This is a genomic window from Bacillus silvicola, from assembly GCF_050524305.1.
Lineage (GTDB): Bacteria > Bacillota > Bacilli > Bacillales > Bacillaceae_G > Bacillus_A > Bacillus_A cereus_AT.
The window spans coordinates 116,576-136,111 of the sequence record NZ_JBNGVC010000003.1 but is presented as its reverse complement, the minus strand read 5'-3'; the positions used below and the strand labels follow the sequence as shown (position 1 = coordinate 136,111).

Genomic DNA, 19,536 nt, shown 5'->3' with positions numbered 1-19,536 from the left:
AATCGCTTAAAATAGGCTTTTATCTTATCCCATATGATTTATATCAAAAACTAAAATCTGTTTAGCGTTATAAAAATCAGCAAATATTTATTAACTCAATGGCTTATTGCTATAGATCCAAATTCTCCTGATTGTACCCCTTACTATAAATAGAACGTGGCATTCCCATCTTGTGTAATAGTTGATCAAATAGACCTACGATTCCCCCAAGACATAGTAGTACAATAATGGTTCCTAATCCAACCGGACCTTGGAGTACAATTGCAAGTACAAAAGCTATAGCTTCCCCAATAGTTTTTGTAATATTAATACCCCAACCTGTACGTGCAGTGATAGCTAACATCAATTCATCATTTGGTACGGAGGGAAGAGATGCCCGTAAGTAAATAGCAATTCCTAAGGCTAGTATACATAGTCCTATAAAAAATAAACTCCACTGAAAAAGTAAAACATCTACTTTTACGGATGAGAGAATCTTCAAGTTTAAAAGGTCAACAAAAGTCCCAATGATGAAGATAGGAATAAAACCTGCTATATTAGGAAGTTTCATTTTTATCAGGCTATTTATAAAAATAAGGATTCCACCAATAATGAAAACCCATAATCCAATTGTAAGTCCGATTCGTTCTGATAATGCAACATTCAAGGCATCCCATGGAGCAATTCCTACATTGGACTTAATCATACAAACAACACCTAGGGATAAAACAAATAATCCAATAATATAAATTAGACATCTTTGAAAGAAATAGTTCATGATTGTATACTCCGAACTGAGTTGTGGTTTTCTTCCTCAGACGTTTGGATATAATGCTCGAAAGCATAAGCTACACCACAATTATAATTTGGTAACGTTCTGAAAGTAGCCACTTTACTAAGTTTTTCATCTGCATTTCCCATGGCTATCCCTATTTCTGCTACTTTAAACATAGGCATATCGTTTAGATTGTCACCAATCGCTATTGCATTTGCTACAGTTGTTCTGTAATATTCGCAAAGTTTATGTAGTGCTACTCCTTTATCTACCCCTGTACTCATAATTTCTAGGTTGAATGATCCAGAACTAGATACGACACACCCGTCCATTTGACTAAAATATTCTTTTGCTTGCTTTAGCTTACCTCTGTTTGGAGAAACAATCATAAATTTGATGACCAAACGGTAATCTATAGGGTCAATTATACCAGAAACTTCTTCTAAACCATATTGATAGATTTGAGCTTTAATAGTTTCCCAAAACATATCTTTATTAAAATGGGAATCTTGATTTACTACATCATATAGCTGCTTTTCTAATTGATGAATTCCCTGATTTGATACGACAATCTTGTCAGATAAATACACTTGATAATAGATATTTTCTTTGTTTAGCCATTGTATGATAGGTCGAGTTATATCTGAACCCATAAAATGTTCATATATTTTTTGGTTATCTACATAGATTTGAGCTCCGTTTGATGCAATGATTGGGCAATTTAAATTATATTTATTAATGATGTGTTTTGCATCAAATAAAGCCCTTCCTGTCGCGATTGTTACAATATGATTTTGCTTTTGTCCTTTCTTTAAGGCGTTTACGTCTTTTTCTTGGATAGATAAGTTCTCAGATAACAGAGTACCATCTAAGTCAATTGCGATTATCTTCATGTCGCTTCCCTCATTTCTTTATTTGAAAAATTCATAGCCAGTATAAATTATGGTACGCGTTTCAGAGCAAATAGATTATGTTCTTTCAAGATGAGGACTTTTGAGTCACCATACATGCCCATGAAGCTTATACGAATTTTCACCCTAAAAACGAGATTTTCATCTATTAAGTCTGTTAATACTTAATGTTGTTTTTGGGGTTCTGGTGCAAAAACTTCAAGGCAATTGCAAGTAATCTCTAAATCTTGAACATACTGATACTATTACTCTAAAAAGGTGTGTGATTGGTATGGAAAAGAAAAATTTGTTCAAATGGAAGCACTATCAGCCTGATATTATTTTGTTAACTGTACGTTTGTACCTGCGGTACAATTTAAGCTTTCGTGATTTGGTAGAAATGATGGAGGAACGAGGTTTATCCATTTCTCATACAACGATTATGCATTGGGTTCATCAGTATGGCCCTGAATTGGACAAATGGATCCGACGTTACCTCAAACAAATGACTCTTGGAGAGTCGATGAAACATATATCAAGGTAAAGGGTCAATGGATGTACCTGTATTGTGCTGTTGATTCGAAAGGAAAAGCAATCGATTTTTTCCTAAGCAAAACAAGAAATCATAAGGCTGCAAAGCGCTTTTTCAAGAAAGCTTTGCGTTCTTTTCATGTTTCAAATCCTCGTGTTATAACAGTCGATAAGAATCCAGCTTATCCTATAGCAATTGAACAGTTGAAAAAAGAAAAAAGCATACCTAACGGTATGCGAATTAGACAACAAAAGTACTTGAATAACATAATAGAACAAGATCATCGCTTTATAAAGAAGCGAATCCGTTCTATATTGGGTTTCAAATGCTTTGACTCAGCAACATCCATTGTTTCTGGAGTAGAAGCCATGCATATGATGAAAAAAGAACAGATTGATTTACGGAACCAGTCTGTCCAAAATCAGAAAGAATTCATCCATCAATTGTTCGGACTTACAGCATAAGATATGATTCCGTTAGGAATATATGTGCTGTATTCTTTTTTATTTTATTTTTGCACCAGAACCATATTTTTTAGTTTGGAAGAGCGTAGAATTTCACTTTAAATGTACCGTTAGAAGTATATCCGCTAGGAGGGCCTGAGATATACAAATTCTTTCTATCATCTCCTGAAGGGATCGTTAGAATAGAACCATCTCTAACAGTTGACCAAATTCTTGAGTCTGCACCTGATTTATCTCTTGAAACGTTAAATGACAAAGAGGTAGCACCTTCTCCTTCTAAAACAACTCGTACTTTGGTACCTGCCGCAAGATGTTCAAGTGAAAAATTATTACTTGATCTGCTGCTTTGACCAGGCTGCGCACGATAAAGTGAATCTATCTCTCTTGTTAAATTTCCTGTTACATTAGACAATTTGAATTTTTGATTATTACCACCATGGAAATTATATACTGTAACATTTGTTCCATTTGCAGTACCAGAACCACTTACATCTAACACTTTGTTTGGATCCTTCTTATTCCTTACATAATAATATCCATTTCCTGCTTCTGTTGGTATCCAATATTGCTCTTCCTTATTTTGATTAGATGTAGCAACTACATTATTGGAACCATTAGAATCATTCCAAGCTAATATTAAATTTTCATTTGTTACACTTTTAAATTGATATGCATTTTTATTTGAATCATATACTAGCTTCCATTTTTGATTATTACCGTTGCCATTTTGCCACAACAGAACATTTCCATCTGCTTGATTTAAGTCAACGACACTACTATTATTTAAAGTAGAAACTATTTGATAAGCACCACCATCTTCCAGTTCCGGTGCGTAAGGGTCAAAGTTAATGGGTGGCTTTGCTTTATCAAGGGATCTTTCAAAATTTCCATCTTTGATCTCAATTGTTGCAGATCCAAAGTTCGTAGTCATTAGTTTTTCTCGAATAGCTAGGCTTGGATAGCCATCCCAACCAACCATTGGTAGATGGAGCCACTGGTGATAATGGTTTTCTGGCGGCTCGTCATTGCTATTAGCCAGGCGAAAAGCATGTGTCAAGCCGCCGTCCTTATGGTATACAATTTTCGGGTGGTTTCCACTGAATCTAACGTCTGAGCGAGGCTTAGTGTACCAGTTACCATGTGCTGAATAAGTTACATATTGAACCTGACCATCTTTAACCCAAACTATTGTGTGTTCCATGTCATGTCGATGACCACCCAAACCAGAGCCGGAAACCGCTTGATCTTTCTCAAAGTAACTCGCATACATAATTGCAGTCCAACCATTATTTGATTTGGCCCGAGAATAAGTGTTTGAATTTTCCAGTTGGCGAAGATCTCTACAGCTACTGCTCGGAGAACCGCTCATACTTAGGCCAGGGTTAGTCGTGCCATCTGGAGAAATTGCTGCAGTCGCATAACACCCGTCTGTGTCGTAGTCATACACAGGAGCATAATCTAACTCTATATTTGAAGCATTTTGTGGAAGTGCCTGGATTACATCCCCATATGCTTTTGAGGTAGAAAGAAAACTCTTATCAAATTGTCCACCTAAGTTGAATGCAAATGTACTTAATACAATTAACGCAGTCATTACTATTTTTGATATTAATTTCATATTATCCCTCCTAAATGAAATGAATTTAATCGATAGTTACAACAGAACTTAGCTGAGTTTATCCAGAATCCATATTACTTATATATAAATCTCTCCTTTCTATATAAGTCCTCTTTAAAAAATCATCATGATAAATTTTTCCGAATATACGATACAGACCCATTATTCAAAAATATAGAGGGGAACTAGCTATGTCGAAGATATAAGGAGGACTTATATATTTTTTATCCCATATTTCTTCTATTGGTAAGGTGCCATAATTATAGGTGTGTTGCCACTTCGGTGAAAATTGATTCGGTTCACCAGATGGATTTTCACCAACTTTATAAACAATCGCATCATTTCCAACATCTTCATTTCCAGTAAAAGCTCTAACATCATGTCCATGTTTATTTATAGAAACGCCCCACCATTAGAAGAAATAAATACTTCTAGATGTCTACCTTCTGATAAACGAACTGGCGTATTTTCTATTCCAACATGTCCTGACTGTAGGTCGGGATCATTTAAGCGATATCGTAGGAAATCAGAATGACTAATTGTTTCCATAGCTACTGGCACACCATAATTTCCATCTTTTCGAACCGCGATTATCATCTCTTCTAAATCATTCGCATGCGGATTCCAAACAGCTGGACCATCATCACGCACATGATAAAAATAATATCCTAAAAATAGGTGAGTTTTGGTTTCTTGAACAGAAGTATATACATATGGAACTTGAGGATGTTTTCCAATTGTATGCCACTGATTATTCATTCTCCAATCCCCATCTACATCAAATCGTGTAATTAAATCTGCTCTAACATCATGATTGGCATTCACATCTTGATAAATAACGGGAGCATGCTTTTTAATATAGTCTCCATGGGATTTCCCATCTGTACTCAAGCGATTATATATATATTATTTTCACTAATCATAGTTTGCATTTCTTCCGCTTTTACTTCAGTTGGTGTATAAATTGTATTCCCCATTAAAGTAGTTAATCAAATCAAACAATCCAAGGCACCTTTTGCAATATTTGTTTTCTTCAAATAAAAACACTCCTTATAGTATTAAATTTCAATACTGTCCAATAAACAAGAATTCAACAAGAAAACTTCAAGGTGAATACTTTGAAAATGCAACTAGTAATAAAGTAAAAACAATCAATCTACCCTAATCACTGAATTTAATTAGGAGCCACTGTCTAAAATCCTTCTGAATCATACGAAACAGTTGGTGTAATGCATATTCATAATGGTTAATCACTCTTATACTTTTTTACATTGCCTCCTCTCTAGTTGAATATAAAGCTACTTCACAAACAGCATCAAAATGAGATAAATTTCAAACAAATATTATAGTTACCACCAAATCGGTTTGAATATTCTAACTATTTGATACTTGGGTAAAATATAGCATATATTGTCGAAATTTGTCTACAATATATCAGAATTATTAAAAAGATAATAAGATGACATCTGATGATTTCCGAAGGTTAACAGGTTCTGCTAAAAAGTTTTAATTACGAATTTGTAATGATGAAAATCAAAAAAATATACTTACTTTTTGCAAATAATAAAACATTGATACGAAAATCGATATTTTCAGGCTTTATTTTCTTTGTTTTATATACTTTATTAACACATTTATCTGGAGAAACAATTACCATGAGGGACCTTACTGGAAACAGTATAGGCGGCGTTTTTTTGGCTTGTGCATGTATGGATATAGGGGGTACTGCCACACATCCATCAACTTAAGGATTTAGACTATTCTTAAACTTAAAAGCACGTTACTATTCTCTTATGCTAATGAGAAAGGGTGACGTGCTTTTTATGAGTATGTATCAAAAACAAGAGCTGTCTTTATTTGCCGAAGAGTTATATCGATATATGTCTCCCGCTACACTTAATCAATTAGCTATAGAATCAGGTGGAATGAAACGCAAACGTAAGTGCCAGGGGCACCATTTTTTATCTTTGTGTGTATGGTTAAATCAACAAATCGCTACAACCTTTCTTACTCAACTTTGTAGTCAATTAGAAACTTCAACAGGAATTTTATTAAGTCCTGAGGGACTTAATCGACGATTTAACTCGGCTTCTGTAGCCTTCTTTCGAAATGTATTTACTACACTTCTACAAGCTAAAATTGGGGGATCATCTACAATTTCTCATTATCTTTCTGCTTACTTTGAGCGAATTCGCATCCTTGATTCTACAACCTTTCAAGTTCCAGATCGATTCGCAGCTACTTATCCTGGTGTCGGAGGCTGTAGTCATACAGCTGGTGTAAAAATTCAATTAGAGTAGGACTTGTTGAGTGGAGAGCTTTCTGATGTGAAAATTGAGCCAGGAAAACGAGGTGATCAGGCATATGGGGCGACTCGAATGGACATGACACAAAAGAATGAACTATATATTCGTGACTTAGGTTATTTTCGTTTACAAGACTTTAAATCGATCCAAGATAAGGGAGGGTACACATTGGATATTCAACTTTGTAAAAAACGGGATCATCATGCTGCATATGCCTTTATGAAGAGATTAGTGAAAATGTTTGAAGAATCAATGGTTCTAACAACAGACAAAGCACCAGCGTTACTTTGTGCATTCAAAAAATTAAAGGAACAAGGTTTTTATAAACATACAACTTGTACTATCAAGCATTTGAATAATCTCATAGAACAGGACCATAGGCATGTGAAACGCCGCTTTGCCAAATCCGCAGGATTTCAAAATTTTCGGCATGCTTCACGTACAATCAAAGGAATCGAAACCGTTCATGCTTTATATAAGGAAAACAGGAGGTTTACATCAAGCTCCTGTTTTTCGACGTGCAGTGAATTACAAAAATTATTTATAATTACATAATAGTTAGTGACAAATACCTCATTTAATTTGATGTCAAGAAACTTTGCAACAGAACCCCAATCACACACCTTTTTAGAGTAATAGTATCAGTATGTCCAAGATTTAGAGATTATTTGCAATTACCTTGAAATTTTTGCACCAGAACCATGGGGAGTTACCTATAGTTCTATTACAACAAAATACAGTTATCATGTAAGTTGAACATGTCATCCGTAAGGATGTGTGTGAAGATGAAAAAACAGCTAATTTTTAAAGCTTTGCAAAAGAACCTATTTTTCGCACAAAGTTTTAAAGTTTAATAAATTCCTACTGCATCAAAAGATTTTTTTACTGCTTTGACTTCAGTTGAATTTTGCCCATATAAGTCTGCTGCAGCTTGGATAACTGCTACTCGTGCCTGACTAAACGATGTATTTTGTGTAAAGTACATCGTGTTAGCGCGGTAATAAATTTGAACTACTTTATATAAGGAGATGCCAGGAACGACTACTTCATGATGTGTTCCACCTTCTGCTAATAAATACATTGATTTATTAATAATTCCACTATTAATATGAACCCCTCCATTATCTGCAGGTCCACTATAACGATTGGAATAATGATCAGGTTGGTTGTATTTGGATGGATCACTCATAGAACGAAGTGCATCTTGTGGCGTATTTGGTGTGTACACATCTTCTCCTATTTCGTAATCTGGTTCCCTATAGGCATAATGTTCCATTAATGTCCCAAAAAGATCAGATATGGATTCATTTAATGCACCCGATTCATTTTGATAAATTAAGCCAGAACTATATTGGGTAACCCCATGTGTGATTTCATGACCTACAACATCAATTGCGCCTGATAATGCAATAAATCGTTCTCCATCTCCATCCCCATATACCATTTGTTGCCCATTCCAAAATGCATTGTTATAGTTTTTACCGTAGTGTACAACTGAATGTATGGCTCCACCTTTATCATCATAAGAGTTTCTATTGAAATACCCTCTATAGACATCATATACTAAACCACTATAGTAATGAGCATCAACTGCTGGAGCATCATAATCAGAATATAATGTACGATCTGAGACATTCCAAACTGTTTCGGGAATTATGCTTTGATTTTTTGCATCATATGTAAATATGCCTTTGCCACGGGTAATATCCTGCAAAGAAAATGTGGAATTTCCTGAATCAAGCATATTGAGATATTTATAATCACCTAATACACCTTTCCCCGTTCCAGTAACAGTAGTACCTTGATCAGAGGTCACGTCATGGATAGAATTGTATTTTGATAAAACCTTTCCTGTTTCAACATCAACAAAATAAACATAGTTCCCAGGCTCTGGAGATAGATAATTTAATTGTACAATATAAGCATATGCTGCTTCATTATCATGGTTATAAATAGTAAGTGTACTAGTTGGATTTGTTTCATATTTTGGTGTGAAACCCAAATCTTTTTCCGCAATAGAAATGGCTTCTTCAGAGGAGATTTTCGGGTTTAGATGTGAGAGCTTTTTATCTAATTCAGGTATTACAGTTCCAGAAAACACTGTCAATATACCTTTGTTATTGATATGTGCTACTTGTGTAGATCCCCAAACTGGAATCTCATTATATGTTTGTTGTAAGTGTACAACGGTTGTCCCTGCAGTATCTTGTTCTTTTTTCTGAATAATAAATGATTCCTCAGCAATTTTTTTATATTAGAGTAAGTAGTAAAGATCAATCCATTGAAAGACAACTTGCGACTGCATCAGAAATAAGTATTCCTGAAGAATACATCTTTATAGAAAGAGCGAGTGGAAAAGATTTCAAACGGCCTGAATATCAACTTATGAAGCGTATGTTGAGAAATGGAGATGTTTTATATATTCAATCACTAGATCGTTTGGGAAGAAATAAACAAATGATTTTAGACGAATGGCAAGAATTAATTAAGGAAAAAGAAATTGATATCGTTGTGTTAGATATGCCCCTTCTTAACACTATGAAATATAAAGATTTAAATGGAATTGAAACCCTTATTTCAGATTTAATTTTACAGTTATTAAGTTATATGGCTGAAGATGAAAGAAAAAGGATCCGTGAACGACAAAAAGAAGGGATTACAATTGCACTTCAAAAAGGAGTTAAATTTGGCCGCAAAAAAGTTGAAATTGATGATAATTTTATAGAAACTTATCAAGAATGGAAAAATCATAACATTACTGCAGTAGAAGCAATGCAAAGAGTAGGAATGAAGAGTAATACATTTTATAGAAGAGTCAAAGAATACGAATATAGCTTAGAAAAAAGCAAGCTTTCTTAAAAGAAAAGCTTGCTTTTTCGAGGGGATGGGCAAAACATTATAGTTAGTGACAAATCCCTAATCTAGTTTGATGTTACAAAACTTATTAGCAACAGAATCTTTATAACCTCACAATAGTATAGTGTTTCACTTCTAGTTCTACGTTATTTAATTACGGGATAACTCATAATCAAATATACAACAATAAACTATCGTAAAGATTACTACACTAAAATATTGTACTGTGAGAGGAACATCTGTTAGTACCGATGTTAAAATGTCTGTAAAAGTAGCAATAATAAGTAAAGCGAGTGCAGATACCATAAGTACTGCTGATAAAAAGAGTCTTTGCTTTATACACTTAAGAATCAAACCTAATCCTAATAATATTAAAACTATCCGGATCAGATAGTTTAATATTATTGGAAAAAAATTGTCTACAACATAAATATTTATCATTTATATTTACCCTATCACTTTCTTCACTTAGGCGACACTCCTCTTCCATCAAAAGCACGTCATCTCTTCTCATAAATTTAAGGGAAATAATTTCATTCTTCTCCTGATTCATACTTATATGCAAATACAAATCCTATACCTAGAACAACAACTACCATAAATTGAACCAAAAAAGAAATATTATTTAAAATATCTGTTGTTATAGCCAATAATCCTGCTAAAAATAATATTCCTGCAATCCCAGCTGAAAAAAATATTTATCTTTTAAAGTTGTATATACTAAGTATAGTGCGAAACATAGCCCTAAAATCATCTTAAAAAGGTACATAAATCCTCCTCCCTCATACTCCACATATTTTTACGAAAGTTCTCCAGTAAAGAATAAATAGACTAATATAACGCCTAATCCTATTGAAAATATTCTAAACAAATAATAACTTATAGATAGAATAATTGGAAACAAACCTGTTAAACTAAACAATGAAATAAACATACGATTTTCTTTATAACTCTGTTTATCTAGTTTAAATCCTAGCCATATAAAACCAATACCTATAAAAAAAACACACAAATCTAAAAGAAAATCGACCATGGTTAACCCCTTATTTTTTATACATTGCAATTTTTGTCATTTCAAATTATAAAACTCAATAATTAACACTGCCAAGCTAGTATGCTTACAAGGGAGTCTGTTCAAATGCAGGCGTATCTCACAGCAACTTGCCAAAATATGAAAAAAATCGCTTTTTACCTGTCTAAAAAGAACCGGATAAAGAGCAATTTTTTTATGTTACATTTATACATGTCATTTTTTGTATTGCATTCTATAAAAATGACATGTGTTCAGTTTTTTTTCAACAGCCTGGGATATATAACGAAATCTGTTGTTCTCTTTTTTATTTGATGATATTTGCACCAGAACCATTATTAGCTCATGCTAATAACGTGAGCGCTGTTATTCAAACCCTCCTGTAAACAATAAATACAAGAACGTAAAACCTAAACCTATTGCAAACATTCTAAACAAATAATAACTTATAGATAGAATAATTGGAAACAAACCTGTTAAACTGAACAATGAAATAAACATGCGATTTTCTTTATAACTCTGTTTATCTAGTTTAAATCCTAGCCATATAAACGAAATACTCATAAAAAAAATAAACAAATCTAACATAAAATCTACCATAATTTATCATTCCTTTTTATAACTTAAAAAGCTGTATACTCCAAATTCAGCATACTTACATATAATTTTCCGTATATTTCATTAATAATATTTGATTTATAATTATATTTAGAATCAAACTATCTTCTCCTTTTTTTAGAACTTTGTTTTTTCTTTGGTGTACTTTTTTTCTTAGAACGATTTTCATAATAAGTTGTTGCATAATTTAGTGCTACATAACCTTTATTCCCAGTCATCGCGTATGCAAGATCTCTTCCCAATCCTTTACCGCTATAATCTTTACGTGACGTTGCCACTGCATATCCAGCCACCCCAGTATGAGCACTAAGGAACATAGTACTTTTTCTTCCTAAAGTAGCAGCTTTTGCTAAACGGCCACCGGCTCCACCAATAACTCCACCCACAAAACCACGAGCACTTGTTATAGCTAATTGCTTTTTATTTATACCTTTTAAGGTTTTATGCTTTTTATAATGGGCTATAGCATACGATCCTCCATTTACCAAGGCACCGGCAACTCCAGAGGCAATCCACCATGATGCATGACCATCCGGGTCGGTCATCATGACTGGATTATTATCTGCATACGTATACCCATTTTGTGTAACAGGATCATCCTCATCACCTGGGTCTGGATCTGCTGAGATGAATACACCATGGTCTGGGTTATAGTAACGAGCCATTAAGTAATACATGCCAATTTCTTTATCATACATGTATCCTGCATAACCAAATGGATTGTCTGCTGCGATTCCTTTTGTGTCACTTTTTAAGATATTGCCCCATGCATCGTATTCATAATTTGCTACGACTTGTCCATTTGCGTCCGTCATTGCTACTACGTCGCCACGTGGGCTATAGTGGTAGAATAACGTTTGTCCTTGTGACTTCATCGCCAGACGTACACCATCGATGGAATATACATATTGACGAAGGACATTTCCATTTCCATCTGTTTCATATAATGGATTGATACTGTCACCGTCATAGAAGTAACGTGTAATTTGACCGCTTACATTCTTTTCGATACGACGGTTATCATCGTCATACTTGTATGTTGCGAACGGCTGACTTTCCCCTTTTTTTGTTAAGGCAATAAGCTGGTCTGCTTCATTCCATGTGTAGGTGTATGTTCCATCAGATGTACGGTTACCCGCTTGATCATATTCATATCGTTCCGATAGAATGCTGCGACTGTATGTCCCAATGACTAGATCCTTTATTCTGCTCGATCCTACTGTTGTAGCGGTCTCCGCTATCTGTTTAATTTATGGAAAATATCAACAAAGGAGAAGTCTTCAAATAAGACTTCTCCTTTCAACTTAAAATGAATTTCAACAATTACTGTATATTTCTTAAACATCGATATTCATTTATACACAACCTGTGTATGTTTTTTCAAAATTTGCAACAGAACCTTAAACACAAACTACCATTTTTTAGAATCCTCATACTCATACACAATACACATTAAAATTGTAGCAAATATTGCGCCGACATATCCAAATAATATCGGAATATTTTCCAAAAAAGGTTTCAATAATTCTGTGAAGGTAACCAAAAAAAGAACTATAAAGTATATTATTGACATAACCGTTGATAAAATTAACTTATTCTTAATAAAGTATCCAATTAAGAACGGTGTACCAAATATAGCTATTACTCCTCCCGGATATTTCCAAAAAACCTCTGAGAAATAATCCCAAAAATTAAATCCCAGCATAATTATCTCCTAGATTTTTTTTTAGTTTTCTTTTGTTTTTTATCATATTCTTTCAAACCCTTTCGATATCCCTTAGATGCACCGTATGTGAAAATAATACCATCTTCAAGAACGGCACCAGCCACAGTGGTTTTAAGTGCAATTTTAGCCCCAGCTTTTTTTGCAGCTTTTTGTACATATTTTTTATTATAAGTTGGCGTATTCTTATTAATATAACTTTTTCTTCCTCCTAAATATGCAGCCGTCCCGACAAATATCTTAGGTATAACCTTTGCAATATCTGTATAACTCTTTGCCCAAGCCTTAGCCCCAGCTTTTGCTCCATATTTAGTCGCATACCAATGTCTCTTAACAGTATTTTTCCAAGCTTTATGCCCATCCGGATCAATGTTCATTACTGGATTATTATCCGCATACGTATATCCATTCATGGTAACAGGATCATCTTCATCCCCTGGATCTGGATCCACTGATAAGAATACACCGTGATCTGGGTTATAGTAACGAGCCATTAAGTAATACATGCCAATTTCTTTATCATACATGTATCCTGCATAACCAAATGGATTGTCTGCTGCGATTCCTTTTGTGTCACTTTTTAAGATATTGCCCCATGCATCGTATTCATAATTTGCTACGACTTGTCCATTTGCGTCCGTCATCGCTACAACGTCGCCACGTGGGCTATAGTGGTAGAATAACGTTTGTCCCTGTGATTTCATTGCGAGACGTACACCGTCTATTGAATATACATATTGACGAAGGACATTTCCATTTCCATCTGTTTCGTATAATGGATTGATACTGTCACCGTCATAGAAGTAACGTGTCACTTGACCATTCACATTTTTTTCAATTCGACGATTGTTATTATCGTATTTATATGTTGCGAACGGATTGCTTTCACCTTTTTTTGTTAAGGCAACCAGTTGGTCTGCTTCATTCCATGTATATGTGTACTTTCCGTCAGATGTACGGTTACCATTTGCATCATACGTAAGAGATTCGTTTCCGAATTTGACAAGCTGATTTCCTTCGTTAAATGTTGCGGTAACAGCTTTTGTTTCTTTTCCATTCTCTGTTACTTTCAAACCTGTTCGGTTTCCAAATCCATCATACGTATATTCATTAACCATTCCATTTGGTAAAGATTCTTTCTGTAACTGATTAATTGGATCGTATACGTAATTTGTTTCGGTTACTTTTCCACCCGTACCTTCATGTGTAATTTTCGTACGGTTACCCGTTTTATCATACTGATATCGCTCTGATAACAGGATTTGACTAGGTGTTCCAATCACTAAATCTGTTAGTTTACCTATTTGATCGTAGTTAAATGTTGAACCTGTTCCATTCGCAGCTGTATACGTACGCACATGACCATTTTCATCATAATCAAATCGATAAGAGGACGTACCGTCCGTTACTTTAATATTTTGATCTAACGTATTGTAGTCATACGATACTTTATTACTGTATCCACCATGCGTAAGGGTTTGTTCTTTTAACTTTTCTGTCTTACTGTTTGCTTTATCATGATACGCCCAGTCTACTTTTCCGCCTCGGCTATCTGTCATGCTCGTAATACGATCGGCATTGTCGTATGTTTTACTTCTTTCCACGCCATTGACATGGTCTTTTACTTTTGTTTCTTGCCCATTTGCGTCTCGCTCGAACGTAAATGCATCTTTTCCATTTCGCTTTTCACTTACCGTACGATCAGCGGTATCATAGCCCCATTCAATCGTTGACCCATTTGGCATTTTCGTTTTTGTCTTGTTTGCATTTTCATCATAGGTATGCTCAAGGCGACGATTTAATGCATCAATGAATACTGTATTTTTGTTATCTACGTCATATTCATATTTGTGTGTTTGTGTTTTTCCACCGAACATCACAGATTTCTCGGTTGTATTGCCGTTAGGATCGTAGCTATACCCAACCGAGGTTCCATTTTTCAATGTAACTTTTGTCAGTTGATTATCTTTGTTGTAATCGTATGATTTTGTATTTCCTTTTTCATCTGTTTCACTTTTTTTATTTCCAGAAGTATCATATGTGAATGTATTTTTATTGCCCTCTTCATCATACGTTGCGGTTACATTGCTATCGGTATCGTACTCATTTTTAACAAGTACATTCCCTTCTAGCAATCGTACATCATCAAACCATACTTTTCCCTTATTATTCTTTCTAAATAGAACATAGACTGCTACGTGTTTAATCGGTTTTTTCGCTGGAATGAGTACTGCACTACGATTCCAATCATTTGTACCACTTGGGAATTTCGCTTGATAATTTTCTCCACTACCATCTTGATAGTATACATCTGCCCAAATAGAATAATCTTTCGAAAGCTTATCAGGAGCATCATTTTCTACATTTTCAGATTTCGACATCCCGGTTAGTGTTAAAGGTTCCGCCGTTTTCTGATTTAAATTCACCCATGTACTATATCCAACATCTGAGCCACCATATTGACTACGTTCCAATACAACTGAAGAATCACCTGTAAAGCCTTCATGTGTCGTGTCTTTACTATCACAGCTTGTGCCATCTCCCCTATGCCATCCAGGGATACAGCCATTCTCCATCATATTTTCTAAGCTACTATTTGTAATCGGGTTAAAGCTTGAAGAATTTTCACCTTTTTCAAGTTGCAACTTATCAAACCAAGCTGAACCACTCGCACTAGCTCCGCCGTTTTCTACCTGTAAGTAAATTCTTGCTTTTCTCGTTTGATCTGTCGTTTTAAAGGTAACTTGGCGATTGGTCCAATCCTTTTCACCTTGTAATTTATTGTAGCGATTATCGTTCCAACCGCCACCATCTATAGCGGAACCATCTTCTTTCAATAACTGAATGTTAAAGAAGGCCCCAATTCCTGGTGATAGTGCTGTTTTCAGCATACCACTCAATGTATACGTTGTATTTGGTTCTAAAGTAACATCTTGGATTGCTGCGATATAGCCCCAATCGTTTGTACTTGCTTTGGTTGTAATCTTTAGTGAAGATGCTCCGCCCAGACCGCCAGGTGCTGGAGCCGTATCTTTTGATAAAGCACCTTGGTTATTATGAGCTACTTGTGACCACTTTTCAATTGTATCCAACTCAAAACTTGGATTTTGGAGGAGATTCTCTCCTGTTCCCATATCTTTACTTGTTTCCGTTGGATTCCCATACTGATCGTGTTGTGTCACAGACGCAGTGTGAGCCGCTTGATCCGTTACAGAAACCTCTGTATTGGCAGCCTTATAGGCAACTGTTGTTTTATCTCCTTCATTATCTGTGTGGCTTACAACACCATTATTTTGATTATACTCAAATTTCTCAGTTCCCATTGCGTCCGTCGCAGATGTCACATTTCCATTATTATCGTACGTAAAGGACTCTGTTTGATTTTTAGGCGTTGTTGTTTTTACTAAATTATTTGCACTATATTCATATGTTGTCGTTAAGTTCAAACGGCCAGAATCTACAACGGTTTTAACCGGATTCCCAGCATCATTATAATTGTAAATTGCCTTACGGCCTTTTGCATCCACCACAGACACTTCTTTTGCATCTGTATTGTAGGATAAGGTTGATGCTTTTCCTAACGGATCCGTTACTTTTACTAATCTATCATTCTCGTACGTGTAAATCGTTTGATATGGTTTTTCATCTGTATGCTTCGGATCATATACATGAGTCAGTAAGTCATTCTCATACCCATATCGATACGCTTTTCCTTCTGGTGTTGTAGAAGAGGCCAGTAAATCTCCCTTGTAAGTAAACGTAATGACTTTGCTATCTGGTCCCGTTACTTTGGAAACTTTTTTATTTGCTCCTTCATATTGTAATATCAATTCTTTTCCAGATGCGTTCTTTACTTTTGTTAATCGGAACTCACCGTCATACTCATATGTCGTCGTATTTCCATATTTATCTTTCACATATTCCATACGACCAGAATTTTCTTTTTTGGTATAAAACGTAACGGTTTGATCTTTGTCTTTGACTTCATACCCTTCCGATGTTTCCTTCATATCTAAGTACACACCTGTAGGTGCTTGGTACGTTCCATCTCCCGTTCGGGTAAATGTAATTTGGGCACCATCTGCAGAAGTCAGAAGTAAGTTTCCTTCTGCATCTTTCCAAATGCGTTCTTCTAAACTGCTATACCAACCCTTACCGAATAAACCTACTTTTTTACTTTGACTATTATACGTTCTTTCAATGGATACATCTGGTCCACGTCCTGATAAAGTGATATCTTTTTCATCCATCAGGAAGTTACCATTTGTCGCATTGACTTTCCCGTTTAATACATCAATGGATGCCCAGTAGTCTAACATGCCGAGGAATCCAAAATCTTGTGAGAACCTTGGTGTGAACTCTTGTGAAATCTGGCTTTCAGCATGACCCACTTTACTATACGCTGTTACACGGAACCAATAGTTTGTAGATCCACCGTAAATTCCACCGGAATTTCGATAAACAGGAGATGGGTCTAATGCAAGCTCTACACCCTTTTTATCATGATGAAGAAGATATTGACCTTTTGCAATTTCATCTTTTGTTGGCCAAATATTTTGCCCTTGCGTCGTCCATGTTGTTGCATTTCCTACGTCAAATGCTTCATAATCTTTTCCGTTATACACCCATACTTTATAACCAGCAGCCTCAGGAACACCGTCCCATTTTAAGGAAACATATCCTGTTTGTTTATCGGTTGCATTAATATAAGCCGAACCTGTCGGTTTTTTGACTTGTTCTAATGGTAGGTGTTGAATGACCCCCTCAGATAATGGACTATCTCCAAATGGGTATTCGGCAATAACGCGAATCCAATAGGCACTTGACCAACTATAATCCCCATAAGGGCTACCTGCCAAATATGCGTTTTTATACATTGGTCCTGGATGAATTGGTGCCTCTCCACCTTTTCCGTCTTCATGGAATTCAAAATGACCTTGTGCAATTTCTTCCTGTGTCGGGAATATCTTTTTATCTTTTGTACTCCAGCTTGTTACATTACCAACTGGAATTTCATCATATTCATATCCGTTGAAAATAGCTACTTTATAGCCTGTTGCTCCTGGCACCGCATCCCATTGCATATTCAAGTAACCAGAATTACTGCCACTTCCATTTGAATACGCTTGTACTCTTGGTTTATTAGGTTGTGCATAGGAATAGTTTACTTCTAAATAAGGTGCGTTTGATCCATTTTCCGCTGCGATAAACTTTTTCCAATGGTTTTGTCCATTACCATTTGTATGTAACTTAAATCCATTGTTTGGTCTTGCACCTTCCACCCATGCTTTAACTGAATTAGTGACGTTAAACTTCGCCCATTGTCCTCGTGCTACATCTGCATGTGCAATATTATTAGAACCTGGCTTGTTGTTCCAGTTGATTCCTCCCACATTCCAGCCGCCTGTTACTTCATCTAACCAAACACCATTTGGCTGATTTCCGTAATAATGCCATACTGCGTATGCATGAAAGGTTGCGCTTTCAATTTTTGCCCCTTTCAAATCTGAAATTTGCGGTTTGATAAAGGCATAATTGGTTCCCGTTGTTCCATCATAATACCCTACTTTTAACGTATAGGCATTTTGACCAGCATCCCAAAGCTTCCCGCCTGAATAATTCACACTTGGATAGGCACTGGCAGCATATGCATTCTTAAAATTATCTATCTCAATAGAGGGATCTAGATATACCGGATACTTACGTTCCGGTGCTTGTAACCATTTTGGATCTGCCGTAACAGTTAATTTATATGTTTTTTCGTCTGTTTTCTCGATATTGTAATGAACAGCATCTGACGTTACAGCCTCTCCTGACTGCTGATTCACATTTGAATCATTCATATACGGTTTTGGTAATGTAAAGATGTTTTCTTTCTTCTCATCTTGGAAATGAATAGAGCCATCTTCTTGTAAAATTGGGGTTAAATCTGTTTGTAGCGCAAACGTAAAAATATGATGCCCTGTATACTCACGCAGTACAAAGTCTTCTTTTACATTTTCATTAAACGTTGTACTTTTCAAATCAATATTGGGGAAGATTCCTTTATACCATACTGTATTATCTTCATGTATCGCAGTTACTGGCGATGGCTTGATTTCGCCTTTCGCACCATTTGCGGCCATTAATTCATATTGAATGGTATGTCCATTTACGGTAAATTGAACATATTTTCCATCTTTAACCGTTTTTTCAAACTCTGGTTTTAATTTTGTGTTTTCCGTCACAATTTTCTTATCTGGTGCTTCTACTAATGTAGGAGAAACCTCTTCTAGTTTTCCATCTTTCTCTGTATGAATGGGTTCTGTATATACCTTTTTCGTAAAAGTACCATCATTATTATCAAAAACTTTTTCTGTTTCTGTTCTCTCTTCCACAACCTCTGTCGGATTTTCCCTATCCTTCTTTAACTTATTTGGATGTGGAGGTGGTATTTCGTCCTCTCCCTTTTTCTCTACTTGTGGACTTTGTTCTGAATTTGGTGATGGGGTAAATGGTGGCGCCGTTTCTGCCAATCCATTCATCGGTATAGATGTAAGAATAAGTGCCACTATCATTAGTTGTATGAAATACCTATACCATCGCCTGTTTTTTACATATTTTTGCTTCATGCCTTCACCTCTTAAACGTGTTATTTTTGAGAGGATAACATACAAAAAAGGCAGGCGAAAAGAAGATAAACTGGAGGAAGATTTACCAATCTGGTGATACAAGTAAAGGGCATTTACATAGAATTCTCGAAACT

At 35.4% G+C, this 19,536-nt stretch carries 8 protein-coding genes and 4 pseudogenes; 4 read left to right on the top strand and 8 right to left on the bottom strand.

The features are described from left to right. Positions 1 to 109: 109 nt before the first annotated feature. Both ACP6L7_RS09630 and ACP6L7_RS09625 read right to left on the bottom strand, forming a co-directional pair. On the bottom strand, positions 110 to 757 hold the full coding sequence (locus ACP6L7_RS09630; protein ID WP_430529113.1) for a YczE/YyaS/YitT family protein: 648 nt from the start codon (positions 755 to 757) through the stop codon (positions 110 to 112). Then, positions 754 to 1,647 carry a Cof-type HAD-IIB family hydrolase gene (locus ACP6L7_RS09625; protein ID WP_430529112.1) on the bottom strand — a complete coding sequence of 298 codons (894 nt, stop codon included), beginning with the start codon at positions 1,645 to 1,647 and terminating at the stop codon, positions 754 to 756. The genes ACP6L7_RS09630 and ACP6L7_RS09625 overlap by 4 nt, the downstream gene beginning before the upstream one ends. A gap of 289 nt (positions 1,648 to 1,936) precedes the next feature. Here ACP6L7_RS09625 and ACP6L7_RS09620 point away from each other — a divergent pair. After that, positions 1,937 to 2,640: pseudogene (locus tag ACP6L7_RS09620) on the top strand (IS6 family transposase). A 70-nt stretch (positions 2,641 to 2,710) separates the two neighbouring features. Here ACP6L7_RS09620 and ACP6L7_RS09615 read toward each other — a convergent pair. Then, positions 2,711 to 4,258 carry an NPP1 family protein gene (locus ACP6L7_RS09615; protein ID WP_430529111.1) on the bottom strand — a complete coding sequence of 516 codons (1,548 nt, stop codon included), beginning with the start codon at positions 4,256 to 4,258 and terminating at the stop codon, positions 2,711 to 2,713. 393 nt (positions 4,259 to 4,651) lie between these two features. Next, on the bottom strand, positions 4,652 to 5,017 hold the full coding sequence (locus ACP6L7_RS09610) for a hypothetical protein (protein ID WP_430529110.1): 366 nt from the start codon (positions 5,015 to 5,017) through the stop codon (positions 4,652 to 4,654). A 1,064-nt stretch (positions 5,018 to 6,081) separates the two neighbouring features. Between ACP6L7_RS09610 and ACP6L7_RS09605 the strand changes: the two are divergent. Both ACP6L7_RS09605 and ACP6L7_RS09600 read left to right on the top strand, forming a co-directional pair. Next, a pseudogene (locus ACP6L7_RS09605) lies at positions 6,082 to 6,735 on the top strand (IS4 family transposase); the annotation flags it as partial. Beyond that, on the top strand, positions 6,733 to 7,119 hold the full coding sequence (locus tag ACP6L7_RS09600) for a DDE-type integrase/transposase/recombinase (RefSeq protein WP_430529136.1): 387 nt from the start codon (positions 6,733 to 6,735) through the stop codon (positions 7,117 to 7,119). The pseudogene ACP6L7_RS09605 and the gene ACP6L7_RS09600, both read left to right, overlap by 3 nt. 295 nt (positions 7,120 to 7,414) lie before the next feature. Here ACP6L7_RS09600 and ACP6L7_RS09595 read toward each other — a convergent pair. Continuing rightward, positions 7,415 to 8,815, bottom strand: a pseudogene (locus ACP6L7_RS09595) (M4 family metallopeptidase); the annotation flags it as partial. Between ACP6L7_RS09595 and ACP6L7_RS09590 the strand changes: the two are divergent. Next, on the top strand, positions 8,794 to 9,423 hold the full coding sequence (locus tag ACP6L7_RS09590) for a recombinase family protein (RefSeq protein WP_430529109.1): 630 nt from the start codon (positions 8,794 to 8,796) through the stop codon (positions 9,421 to 9,423). The pseudogene ACP6L7_RS09595 and the gene ACP6L7_RS09590 sit on opposite strands and share 22 nt — an antisense overlap. Before the next feature lie 1,746 nt (positions 9,424 to 11,169). Here the strand turns inward: ACP6L7_RS09590 and ACP6L7_RS09585 are convergent. From ACP6L7_RS09585 to ACP6L7_RS09575, 3 genes and pseudogenes are all read right to left on the bottom strand, one after another. Beyond that, positions 11,170 to 12,216: pseudogene (locus tag ACP6L7_RS09585) on the bottom strand (RHS repeat-associated core domain-containing protein); the annotation flags it as partial. A 263-nt stretch (positions 12,217 to 12,479) separates the two neighbouring features. After that, complete coding sequence (locus tag ACP6L7_RS09580; protein WP_087996246.1) at positions 12,480 to 12,773, bottom strand: hypothetical protein; 294 nt, start codon at positions 12,771 to 12,773, stop codon at positions 12,480 to 12,482. A gap of 2 nt (positions 12,774 to 12,775) precedes the next feature. Then, the gene (locus ACP6L7_RS09575) at positions 12,776 to 19,402 is read right to left on the bottom strand and encodes a DNRLRE domain-containing protein (protein ID WP_430529108.1); all 6,627 of its coding nucleotides are present in this window, start codon (positions 19,400 to 19,402) and stop codon (positions 12,776 to 12,778) included. Between the last annotated feature and the right edge of the window lie 134 nt (positions 19,403 to 19,536).

Excerpts from the sequence above, each read along its gene's own strand:
- ACP6L7_RS09630 (WP_430529113.1), bottom strand. The coding sequence starts at position 757 with ATGAACTATTTCTTTCAAAGATGTCTAATTTATATTATTGGATTATTT.
- ACP6L7_RS09625 (WP_430529112.1), bottom strand. The coding sequence starts at position 1,647 with ATGAAGATAATCGCAATTGACTTAGATGGTACTCTGTTATCTGAGAAC.
- ACP6L7_RS09615 (WP_430529111.1), bottom strand. The coding sequence starts at position 4,258 with ATGAAATTAATATCAAAAATAGTAATGACTGCGTTAATTGTATTAAGT.
- ACP6L7_RS09610 (WP_430529110.1), bottom strand. The coding sequence starts at position 5,017 with ATGAATAATCAGTGGCATACAATTGGAAAACATCCTCAAGTTCCATAT.
- ACP6L7_RS09590 (WP_430529109.1), top strand. The coding sequence starts at position 8,794 with ATGATTCCTCAGCAATTTTTTTATATTAGAGTAAGTAGTAAAGATCAA.
- ACP6L7_RS09580 (WP_087996246.1), bottom strand. The coding sequence starts at position 12,773 with ATGCTGGGATTTAATTTTTGGGATTATTTCTCAGAGGTTTTTTGGAAA.
- ACP6L7_RS09575 (WP_430529108.1), bottom strand. The coding sequence starts at position 19,402 with ATGAAGCAAAAATATGTAAAAAACAGGCGATGGTATAGGTATTTCATA.